The following is a 9,190-nucleotide window of genomic DNA, read 5'->3' as shown; positions in this document are numbered from 1 at the left end:
ATCGTCGCGATCAACAAAGACCCCGAAGCGCCGATCTTCAGCGTCGCCGATTACGGTCTCGTCGGCGATCTGTTCTCGGTCGTGCCGGAACTGGTGAAAGAGCTCGGCTAACCGCGCCATGTGAGTCGAACACTCACCACAAAAATAAGAAAGGGCGCGACGAACGTTGCGCCCTTTTTTTGTACCCGAAAATTGAAACAGGAGGAGACAGGACGATGAGCTATCGCGCACCCGTCAAGGACATGTTGTTCGTAGTGAAGGAGCTGGCGGATATCGACCGCATCGCCGCGCTGCCCGGTCACGAAGACGCGGGCTTCGATACGGCGCAGGCCGTCGTCGAAGAAGCCGCGCGCTTTTGCAGCGAAGTAATCGCGCCGCTGAACGTCGAAGGCGATCGCAATCCAAGCGCCTGGGCGAACGGCGAAGTCACGACGACGCCCGGCTTCAAGAGCGCGTTCCGCCAGTTCGCGGAAGGCGGCTGGCAAGGCGTCGTGCATCCGGCGGACTTCGGCGGACAGGGCTTGCCGAAGCTCATCGCGACGCCGTGCATCGAAGCGCTCAACTCGGCGAATCTCTCTTTCGCGCTGTGCCCGCTGCTCACCGACGGCGCAATCGAGGCGCTCCTCACCGCCGGCAGCGACGAGCAGAAGGCGCGCTATCTGCCGAAGTTCATTAGCGGCGAATGGACCGGCACGATGAACCTCACCGAGCCGCAGGCGGGTTCCGATCTCGCGCTTGTGCGCACGCGGGCCGAGCCGCAGGGCGATGGCACGTACAAGGTCTTCGGCACGAAAATCTTCATCACGTACGGCGAACACGACATGGCGAAGAACATCGTCCATCTCGTGCTCGCGCGCACGCCCGATGCGCCCGAGGGCGTGAAAGGCATCTCGCTCTTTCTCGTGCCGAAGTTCCTCGTCAATGACGACGGCTCGCTCGGCGAGCGCAACGACGTGCATTGCGTGTCGATCGAGCACAAGCTCGGCATCAAGGCGAGCCCGACGGCCGTGCTGCAATACGGCGATCACGGCGGGGCGACCGGGTATCTGATCGGCGAGGCGAATCGCGGCCTCGAATACATGTTCATCATGATGAACGCGGCGCGTTTTGCGGTCGGCATGCAGGGTGTCGCGATCGCCGAGCGCGCGTATCAGCAGGCGGTCGCGTACGCGAAGGAGCGCGTGCAGAGCCGTCCCGTCGATGGCAGCGCGAAGGAGCCGGTGACGATCATCCATCACCCCGACGTGCGCCGCATGCTCTCGACGATGCGCGCCTACACCGAAGGCGCCCGCGCGCTCGCCTACGTCGCAGCGTCGCACAGCGATCTCGCGCACGGCCATCCGGACGATGATGCCAGGAAGAGTCATCAGGCGATCTACGAATATCTCGTGCCGATCGTGAAGGGCTTTTCCACGGAAATGTCGGTCGATGTCGCGAGTATCGGCGTGCAGGTGCATGGCGGCATGGGCTACATCGAGGAGACGGGCGCGGCGCAGCATTATCGCGACGCGCGCATTCTGCCGATCTACGAAGGCACGACGGCGATTCAGGCGAACGACCTCGTCGGCCGCAAGACCGTGCGCGATGGTGGCCGTGCGGCGCAAGCGCTGCTCGCGCAGATCGATCAGACGATCGCCGCGCTCGCCGAAGTGGATGGCAAGCCGTTCAAGTCGATGCATCGACATTTGAGCGCGGGAAGTCTGTCGCTGGCGCGCGCGATCGAGTTCATCGTCGCGAAGTTCAAGAGCGACCCGAACGCGGTGTTCGCGGGCAGCGTGCCGTATCTGCGGCTTGCGGGCATCGTGTTGTCCGGATGGCAGATGGCGCGCGCGATGCTCGTCTCGCAGGTGAAGCGCGCGGAAGACGAGCGCTTTCATTCCGCGAAGATCGCGACAGCCGAGTTTTTCGCGGAGCACATTCTGTCGCTGGCTCCTGGGATCGAGGCGTCCATCGTCAGCGCGAACGGCGGGGAAGGGGTGCTCGCACTCAGCGAAGATCAGTTCTAGAAACGACAAAGCGCCTTCATCGAAGGCGCCTTTGCTTTGCTTTGATGCGACAACGCGAATTACGCGTTCGCGTATCCCGGACGCGTCTTCACGCCGACGTCGCCGAAATAGCGATGCACCGAAAGGTCGTCCGCGCGGATCGCGGGCTGCTTGCCGGACATGAGATCGGCGAGCAATTGGCCGGAGCCGCATGACATCGTCCAGCCGAGCGTGCCGTGGCCCGTGTTCAGGAACAGGTTCGGCACCGGCGTGCGGCCGACGATCGGCGTGCCGTCAGGCGTCATCGGGCGCAGGCCGGTCCAGAACGTGGCGTTCGCGGTGTCGCCGCCGCCCGGGAAGAGGTCGTTCACGCACATTTCGAGCGTTTCGCGACGCGCCGCTTTCAGCTTCTTGTCGTATCCGACAATTTCCGCCATGCCGCCCACGCGGATGCGGTCGTCGAAACGCGTGATCGCGATCTTGTACGTTTCGTCGAGCACGGTCGACACAGGCGCGCGGTTCGCATCGACGATCGGCGCGGTAATCGAATAGCCCTTCAGCGGATAGACCGGAATCTTGACGAGATCGCCGAGCAGTTTCGGCGAATACGAGCCGAGCGCGACGACGTACGAATCCGCCGTCACCAGTTCCTTGCCGCACTGCACGCCGGCGATGCGGCCATTCGCGACGGCGAGCGCGTCGATCGACGTGTTGTAGCGGAACTTGACGCCGAGCGCTTCGGCCATTGCGGCGAGCCGCGTGGTGAACATCTGGCAGTCGCCGGTTTCATCGTTCGGCAGACGCAGACCGCCCGTCAGCTTCTGCGACACGGCGGCGAGCGCGGGTTCGGCCTTCTTGAGTTCGTCGGCGGTGAGCAGCTCGAACGGCACGTTCGCGTCTTTCAGCACGGCGATGTCCTTGCCCGCGCCATCGAATTGCTGCTGCGTACGGAACAGTTGCAGCGTGCCCCCCGTGCGGCCTTCATAGGAAATGCCCGTGTCCGCGCGCAGCGCCTGCAGGCAGTCGCGGCTGTATTCGGCGAGGCGGACCATGCGGCCCTTGTTCACCGTGTAGCGATCTTGCGTGCAGTTACGCAGCATTTGCCACATCCATTGCAACTGATTCATCGTGCCGTCGAGGCGGATCGCGAGCGGCGCGTGCTTTTCGAACATCCACTTCACGGCCTTCAGCGGCACGCCCGGCGCGGCCCACGGCGATGCATAACCGGGAGAGATCTGTCCGGCGTTCGCGAAACTCGTTTCGAGCGCGGGGCCGGCTTCGCGATCGATGACCGTGACTTCGTGGCCGGCGCGAGCAAGGTAATACGCGCTCGTCACGCCGACGACGCCGCTTCCGAGAATAACGATTCGCATGTGATCTCCAATTCGATTTCGCTGGACAGCCGGCCAAACCTGCGACACCCTGTCCGTCTAGTGTTATCGCCTATAGTATTGAGATCAAAGCAGTTTTAGTTATTGTATTTGGTCGATTTTCAGGAAAAAGAAATGCGAACGCAGCGAAATCCGGTCCGCACGCTCGACAAGCTCGATCACAAGATCTTGAACATCCTTCAGGAGGACGGCCGCATCGCGATGAAGGATCTGGCGGAGCGCGTCGGATTGTCCGTGACGCCGTGTATCGAGCGCGTGAAACGCATGGAGCGCGACGGTGTCATCGTCGGCTATTACGCGCGCGTGAATCCGACCGAACTCGGCGCGGCGCTGCTCGTGTTCGTCGAGATCACGCTGGATCACAAAAGCGGCAACATGTTCGAGCAGTTCCGGCGCGAAGTGCAGAAGATTCCCGAAGTGCTCGAGTGTCATCTCGTGTCGGGCGATTTCGACTATCTGATCAAGGCGCGGATCGGCGAAATGGCGGACTATCGCAAGCTGCTCGGCGACATCCTGTTGCAACTGCCGGGCGCGGTTCAGTCGAAGAGCTATGTGGTGATGGAGGAGATCAAGGAGACGCTGAAGATTCTCGTCGAGACGTGATTTTTCGCTTGCGACGAAACGTCGATACTGTATATTTGTACAGTATCAATCGTTGGATTTTGTCGCAAATGTCATCGCCGGATCGTGAATATCCCGTCGCGCCGCCCGCTCCGTTGAAGGGGCGCGGCGCGGTCACGAACATCCAGGGCCGCTACGAGAAGGACGAGCGCGAGCGCGTCGACGACGGCTGGCTGCACGCCGCGGATGCCGAGGACGAGAGCGCACCGCCGCTGCGCACGCAGGTGTTCGAAGAGCGCGCCAAAACCATCCTCACGCGCAACAGTTCGCCGGATATTCCGTTCTCGGTATCGCTCAATCCCTATCGCGGATGCGAGCACGGCTGCATCTACTGTTTCGCTCGTCCGACGCACAGCTATCTCGGACTGTCGCCCGGCCTCGATTTCGAAAGCCGCATTTACGCGAAGATCAACGCGCCCGAATTGCTCGAACGCGAACTGGCGAAGCCGAACTACGAGCCCGAGCCAATCGCGCTCGGCGTCAACACGGACGCGTATCAGCCGGTCGAACGGGATCTGCAACTCACGCGGCGCGTCATTCAGATGCTGCACGACTGCGGCCATCCGTTCGCGGCGATCACGAAGAGCTCGCTGATCGAGCGCGACATAGACCTACTCGCGCCGATGGCCGAACGCGACCAGATGATGGCGGCGATCACAGTCACCACGCTCGATGCCGATATCGCGCGCACGCTCGAACCGCGCGCGGCCACACCTTCGCGGCGTCTGCGCACGATTCGCACGCTCGCGGAGGCGGGCATTCCAGTGGGCGTGAGCATCGCGCCGGTCATTCCGTTCGTGACGGAGCCGGACCTGGAGCGTGTGCTGGAAGCGTGCGCAGAGGCGGGCGCGACGACCGCGAGCTATATCGTGCTGCGTCTGCCATGGGAAGTCGCGCCGCTCTTCAAGGATTGGCTCGCCGCGCATTTTCCCGACCGCGCGGATCGCGTGATGAGCCGCGTGCGCGATATGCGCGGCGGCAAGGATTACGACTCGGATTTCTCGAAGCGCATGAAAGGCGAGGGCCTTTGGGCCGACATGCTGAAACAGCGCTTTCAGAAGGCGACGAAACGTCTTGGGCTTAATGCAAGACAGCGCGGGATTCTCGATATGTCCGAGTTTCAGCGACCGGCGAAACGGCCGCCGCCGCCGGCGAGCCCGCAGCTCGATTTGTTCTGACGTTCTATTGCGACAAAGTCTTCGCGGCTTCGACCTGGCCTTCGAAATAAGTCTGGAACGTGAGCGCGAGACCGGTCATCAGCAGAAATGCGCCGATCAGCAGCGAAAAGATCACGACGAAGATCACGGTCCAACCGGAGCGGCTTTCGCGTCCCGTGTGCGCGTTGAATTGCGCGTCCCACTTGGCGTCCGGGCGCAGGCCGTAGACGAGCGCGGAGAGGAAAGCCGCAAGCAGCGAGATTGCGCCGGGAAATGCCAGCGCCCAGCCGAGAATCGACGTGCGCTCCGTTTCGGCGAGCAGCAGATAGCCGAACGCACCCATTACGATACCGACGATATGCGCCCAGCCGTACTTGTCGCGCATTCCATAGAGGTAGAAGCGATGCAGTCCGATATAGCCGAACAGGAACGCCAGCGCGGCGGTCAGCGTTTTCGAGCGGAAGTATGGCGGAACCTGCTTGCCGGCCGGCTTGGAGCCGGATTGCGTGGCGACGGACGAGGAAGTCATCAGCGAAAGCGGTGGTGGATTGAGGCGGACGCCGGTCTGATATTTTACGCCTACCGCCGAGCACGCCGCCCATGGCACGTTGCTGCATTGGCGTGATTTCCGGTATCCGGCAACGCGCCGAATTCTTGCCGAACTTGGCGTCACATGCAAAAAATGCGTTAAGTGTTTGTTAGAGCGTCGGAATCCGGCTATAATCGCCTGTTCTCGTTGTTCCGAACCCCGGTTTTCAAGGATTTCAGCATGGTCATCATCCGCTTGGCTCGTGGCGGCTCGAAGAAGCGCCCGTTCTACAACATCGTCGCAACCGACTCGCGTAGCCGCCGTGACGGCCGCTTCATCGAGCGCGTGGGTTTCTACAACCCGGTCGCGACCAAGGGCGAATCGCTGCGCATCGCGCAAGATCGCCTGACGTACTGGCAAGGCGTTGGCGCGCAACTGTCGCCGACCGTCGAGCGTCTCGTCAAGCAAGCTCAGCAAGCCCAGCCGGCTGCTTGAGTTCGCTGAGCCGACGCTGTAATAAACGCTCGAAACCTGCCCAAAGGTTCGCCGATGTCCGCGCGCGATTCTGAATCCGGCCGCGCATCGGAAAACATCGGCCGAACGAAGCCGGGGCAAGATGAAAGTTCCGCCACGTTTGGCGCGTTCGTCCGCAAGCCGGGCGCGCGCCGCGTGGCGGGCGACGTTTCGGGTAGCAACAAAGGCAGCATTCAGCCGGAAGCCGCAATCGAGCGGGTCGAGGCTTTGCCCGAAGACGCCGTCGAAGTCGGTTTTATCGCCGATGCGTACGGTCTGAAGGGTTGGGTCAAGATCGTTCCGCACGCGAACGGCAAGCAGGGCGGCGACGCGCTGCTGAGCGCCAAACGCTGGTGGCTCGTCAAAGGCCGCGATCGCAAGTCCGCGCGCTGCCTGCAGTCGAAAGTGCACGCCGATACCATCGTCGCGCGTCTGGCCGGCTGCGATGACCGCGATGCGGCGCTCGCGCTGAAGGGCCATACGGTGAATATCGCGCGTGGCGATTTCCCGAAGCTCGACAGCGACGACGAATTTTACTGGGTCGATCTGATCGGCCTCGATGTCGAAAATGAAGCTGGCGTTGCGCTTGGTCGCGTCGCCGATCTTATCGACAACGGCGCGCATTCCATTCTGCGGATCGAGTATCCGAATACGAACAAGGACGGCGCGCCCGTCACCGGCGAGCGGCTCATTCCGTTCGTCGGCGTATATGTGAAGACGGTGGACCGGGCGGCGAAGCGTATCGTCGTCGACTGGGACGCCGATTATTGAACATCGGCACGTTACGGAGAGAGCGATGCAGTTCGATGTCGTAACGCTCTTTCCCGAAATGTTTCGCGCGCTGACCGACTGGGGTATCACCAGCCGGGCGGTGAAGCAGGAGCGGTTCGGTCTGCGCACGTGGAATCCGCGCGATTTCACCACGGACAACTACCGCACCGTCGACGATCGCCCTTACGGCGGCGGCCCCGGCATGGTCATGCTGGCGCGCCCGCTGGAAGACGCGATCCATGCGGCGAAGGCTGCGCAGCGCGAGCAGGGCATCACGTCGACGCGCGTCGTGATGATGTCGCCGCAAGGTGCGAAGCTGGATCACGATCGCGTGATGCGATTCGCGCAGGAACCCGGTCTCGTATTGCTGTGCGGCCGTTACGAAGCGATCGATCAGCGCCTGATCGACCGTGAAGTGGACGAAGAAGTGAGCCTCGGCGACTTCGTGCTGTCCGGCGGAGAACTCCCCGCCATGGCGCTGATGGACGCCGTAGTGCGTCAGTTGCCGGGTGTGCTGAACGACGCGCAATCGGCGGTGCAGGACAGTTTCGTCGATGTGCTGCTCGATTGCCCGCACTACACGCGTCCGGAAGAGTACGACGGCGTGCGCGTTCCCGATGTGCTGCTCGGCGGCCATCACAAGGAAATCGACGCCTGGCGCAGGCGCGAAGCATTGCGCAACACATTCAACAAGCGGCCCGATCTGATCGAGCGGGCGCGTCGCAGCAAGATGTTGAGCCGTGCCGATGAGGCGTGGCTCGCAGAACTCGCGAAGGAAGCGTCGAAGCCCGCATAGGTTTCGAGCGGACGAGCGGGAAAATGGGGGCGTCGAGTGGTATCGGCGCCTGAAGCAAACCCATCCTCTACCGGGGCCTGACTCAATACAAGGCACACAACTCCGGCAAGATGGCACAAGGAGTCAGTAATGAATCTGATTGAGCAACTCGAGAAGGAAGAGATCGCACGCGTTCTGGGCGAGAAGAGCATCCCCGACTTCGCGCCGGGCGATACCGTCGTCGTCAACGTGAACGTGGTCGAAGGCACGCGCAAGCGTGTTCAGGCTTACGAAGGTGTCGTCATCGCGAAGCGTAACCGTGGCCTGAACTCGAACTTCATCGTCCGCAAGATCTCGTCGGGCGAAGGCGTCGAGCGTACGTTCCAGACCTACTCGCCGCTGCTCGCGAGCATCGTCGTGAAGCGTCGTGGCGATGTCCGCCGTGCGAAGCTCTACTACCTGCGCGAGCGTTCGGGCAAGTCGGCTCGAATCAAGGAAAAGCTGGTGTTCAAGGACAAGTCTGCTGCTTCCGCAGAGTAAGTCCCTCGCCAGACGCAGTACGAAAAAAGCACCCCTCGGGTGCTTTTTTCTTTGGTGTGTTCAAATTGAGGCTTCCACAGAACCGTTCTCGACCCGTGTCCACCGGAAAGACTTCGACTCCCCGCATCCTCGAACCCGAAACGATGCCCGTCCTCTCGACGGGCGAGACACTCCCGCCCGTTCCGCCCGAGCGCCTCACGCCTGAAGGCTTGCGCGCGCGTTTCGCGATGGATCTCGACTGGGCGCAGGAAGAGCGCGAGCAGCGCATCAAGGCGATCGGCGGCGATCCGCGCGTGGCGTCCGTGCTGGTGCCGCTCGTCGTGCGCGAGGGCGGCTTGACCGTGCTGCTGACGCAGCGCGCCGATCATCTGTCGGATCACGCGGGGCAGATCAGTTTTCCGGGCGGCCGACGCGAGCCCGAAGACGCCGATGCCGCCGCCACCGCGCTTCGCGAAGCCTACGAAGAGGTGGGGTTGGGCGCGGAGCATTGCGAGGTCATCGGCGCGATGCCCGAGTATCTGACGGGCACGGGTTTCAAGGTGACGCCGGTCGTCGCGCTCGTGAATCCGCCATTCACATTGAAGGCCGATACACGCGAAGTCGCCGATATCTTCGAAGTGCCGCTCGCGTGGCTCATGAATCCCGCGAATCATGAAGTGCGGGTCTTTCGCTGGGAAGGCGGCGAGCGTCGTTTTTTTGCCATGCCATACAGCCCCGGCGACGGGAAGGCTCCTTATTTCATCTGGGGCGCAACGGCTGGCATGTTGCGCAATTTTTATCGCTTCCTCGTGGCTCGCGCGTGACGGCGCGGAAAGTCCGCGCCCTTGTTGCGCGTTGCGCAAATACTTAGCGCATTAAAGGCGTCGGGCGCTGTGCTATCGTTACGCGAAACTCGAACTATCCGACCG

10 protein-coding genes and 1 pseudogene are annotated in these 9,190 nt (G+C 62.3%); 9 read left to right on the top strand and 2 right to left on the bottom strand.

The window, feature by feature from the left end; all coding sequences use genetic code 11:
* Nucleotides 1-111, top strand: a pseudogene (locus NCT05_RS12030) (electron transfer flavoprotein subunit alpha/FixB family protein); the annotation flags it as partial.
* Between the two features lie 104 nt (nucleotides 112-215).
* On the top strand, nucleotides 216-2,006 hold the full coding sequence (locus NCT05_RS12025) for an acyl-CoA dehydrogenase (RefSeq protein WP_250502319.1): 1,791 nt from the start codon (nucleotides 216-218) through the stop codon (nucleotides 2,004-2,006).
* 59 nt (nucleotides 2,007-2,065) lie between these two features.
* Here NCT05_RS12025 and NCT05_RS12020 read toward each other — a convergent pair whose 3' ends face one another.
* Nucleotides 2,066-3,358: a D-amino acid dehydrogenase gene (locus NCT05_RS12020; protein WP_250502318.1), complete on the bottom strand. Its 1,293-nt coding sequence runs from the start codon at nucleotides 3,356-3,358 to the stop codon at nucleotides 2,066-2,068.
* Nucleotides 3,359-3,490: 132 nt separating this feature from the next.
* On the opposite strand from NCT05_RS12020, the gene NCT05_RS12015 reads away from it, so the two are divergent.
* Together NCT05_RS12015 and NCT05_RS12010 are read left to right on the top strand one after the other, a co-directional pair.
* Complete coding sequence (locus NCT05_RS12015) at nucleotides 3,491-3,979, top strand: Lrp/AsnC ligand binding domain-containing protein (RefSeq protein ID WP_008342349.1); 489 nt, start codon at nucleotides 3,491-3,493, stop codon at nucleotides 3,977-3,979.
* Nucleotides 3,980-4,047: 68 nt separating this feature from the next.
* Complete coding sequence (locus NCT05_RS12010; protein WP_250502317.1) at nucleotides 4,048-5,175, top strand: PA0069 family radical SAM protein; 1,128 nt, start codon at nucleotides 4,048-4,050, stop codon at nucleotides 5,173-5,175.
* Between the two features lie 4 nt (nucleotides 5,176-5,179).
* Here NCT05_RS12010 and NCT05_RS12005 read toward each other — a convergent pair whose 3' ends face one another.
* On the bottom strand, nucleotides 5,180-5,683 hold the full coding sequence (locus NCT05_RS12005) for a TM2 domain-containing protein (RefSeq protein WP_008342345.1): 504 nt from the start codon (nucleotides 5,681-5,683) through the stop codon (nucleotides 5,180-5,182).
* A 240-nt stretch (nucleotides 5,684-5,923) separates the two neighbouring features.
* Between NCT05_RS12005 and rpsP the strand changes: the two genes are divergently transcribed.
* The 5 genes from rpsP to NCT05_RS11980 all read left to right on the top strand — a co-directional run bounded on the left by rpsP (nucleotide 5,924) and on the right by NCT05_RS11980 (nucleotide 9,085).
* A complete protein-coding gene (rpsP, locus tag NCT05_RS12000; RefSeq protein ID WP_008342343.1) occupies nucleotides 5,924-6,178 on the top strand; it encodes a 30S ribosomal protein S16 in 255 nt (84 codons plus the stop codon).
* Between the two features lie 54 nt (nucleotides 6,179-6,232).
* A complete protein-coding gene (gene rimM, locus NCT05_RS11995; RefSeq protein ID WP_250502316.1) occupies nucleotides 6,233-6,967 on the top strand; it encodes a ribosome maturation factor RimM in 735 nt (244 codons plus the stop codon).
* 25 nt (nucleotides 6,968-6,992) lie between these two features.
* On the top strand, nucleotides 6,993-7,763 hold the full coding sequence (gene trmD, locus NCT05_RS11990) for a tRNA (guanosine(37)-N1)-methyltransferase TrmD (protein ID WP_008342340.1): 771 nt from the start codon (nucleotides 6,993-6,995) through the stop codon (nucleotides 7,761-7,763).
* A gap of 129 nt (nucleotides 7,764-7,892) precedes the next feature.
* Nucleotides 7,893-8,282, top strand: a complete 390-nt coding sequence (gene rplS / locus NCT05_RS11985; RefSeq protein ID WP_008342338.1) for a 50S ribosomal protein L19 — start codon at nucleotides 7,893-7,895, stop codon at nucleotides 8,280-8,282.
* Between the two features lie 143 nt (nucleotides 8,283-8,425).
* Complete coding sequence (locus tag NCT05_RS11980) at nucleotides 8,426-9,085, top strand: CoA pyrophosphatase (protein ID WP_008342336.1); 660 nt, start codon at nucleotides 8,426-8,428, stop codon at nucleotides 9,083-9,085.
* Nucleotides 9,086-9,190 lie beyond the last annotated feature (105 nt).

The sequence above is a fragment of the Caballeronia sp. AZ7_KS35 genome (assembly GCF_023631045.1).
GTDB classification, from domain to species: Bacteria; Pseudomonadota; Gammaproteobacteria; order Burkholderiales; family Burkholderiaceae; genus Caballeronia; species Caballeronia zhejiangensis.
This window is presented reverse-complemented; position numbering and strand designations above follow the sequence as displayed.

Coding starts and splice junctions, on each gene's coding strand:
- NCT05_RS12025 (WP_250502319.1), top strand. CDS start 216: ATGAGCTATCGCGCACCCGTCAAGGACATGTTGTTCGTAGTGAAGGAG.
- NCT05_RS12020 (WP_250502318.1), bottom strand. CDS start 3,358: ATGCGAATCGTTATTCTCGGAAGCGGCGTCGTCGGCGTGACGAGCGCG.
- NCT05_RS12015 (WP_008342349.1), top strand. CDS start 3,491: ATGCGAACGCAGCGAAATCCGGTCCGCACGCTCGACAAGCTCGATCAC.
- NCT05_RS12010 (WP_250502317.1), top strand. CDS start 4,048: ATGTCATCGCCGGATCGTGAATATCCCGTCGCGCCGCCCGCTCCGTTG.
- NCT05_RS12005 (WP_008342345.1), bottom strand. CDS start 5,683: ATGACTTCCTCGTCCGTCGCCACGCAATCCGGCTCCAAGCCGGCCGGC.
- rpsP (WP_008342343.1), top strand. CDS start 5,924: ATGGTCATCATCCGCTTGGCTCGTGGCGGCTCGAAGAAGCGCCCGTTC.
- rimM (WP_250502316.1), top strand. CDS start 6,233: ATGTCCGCGCGCGATTCTGAATCCGGCCGCGCATCGGAAAACATCGGC.
- trmD (WP_008342340.1), top strand. CDS start 6,993: ATGCAGTTCGATGTCGTAACGCTCTTTCCCGAAATGTTTCGCGCGCTG.
- rplS (WP_008342338.1), top strand. CDS start 7,893: ATGAATCTGATTGAGCAACTCGAGAAGGAAGAGATCGCACGCGTTCTG.
- NCT05_RS11980 (WP_008342336.1), top strand. CDS start 8,426: ATGCCCGTCCTCTCGACGGGCGAGACACTCCCGCCCGTTCCGCCCGAG.